The 404-nt window shown below is 35.6% G+C and carries 1 protein-coding gene; it reads right to left on the minus strand.

The window, feature by feature from the left end:
- The coding region (locus tag Wcon_RS09995) for an ankyrin repeat domain-containing protein (RefSeq protein WP_179947520.1) at positions 1-404 on the minus strand (404 nt) is incomplete at both ends.

Genomic DNA, 404 nt, shown 5'->3' on the forward strand with positions numbered 1-404 from the left:
GTGCAGAGGAGTGTTGCTATCACTATTCTTAGCATTAACCCTAGCTCCCTGATTAATAAGCTCCTCAACTCTATTAAGATTATCCTCTTTTGCTACATTAAATAGTTCTTCTATGTTTGATAGAAATTTAGAAATTTCTGAATAACTATTTACTCTAGAAATGTCTAGAGGTTTCTGTTGCTTATTATTTTCAGCATCAAAATAAGCCCCCTTCTCTATAAGCTTTTCTACTACATTTAAGTAACCTTTTTCAGCAGCATAGTGCAGAGGAGTTTTGCCATTACTATTCTTAGCATTAACGTTAGCCCCCTTCTCTATAAGCTTTTCTACTACATTTAAGTAACCGCTTCGGGCAGCTAAGTGCAGAGGAGTTTCGCCATAAATATTCTTAGCATTAACGTCAG

This window comes from Wolbachia endosymbiont of Cylisticus convexus, from assembly GCF_003344345.1.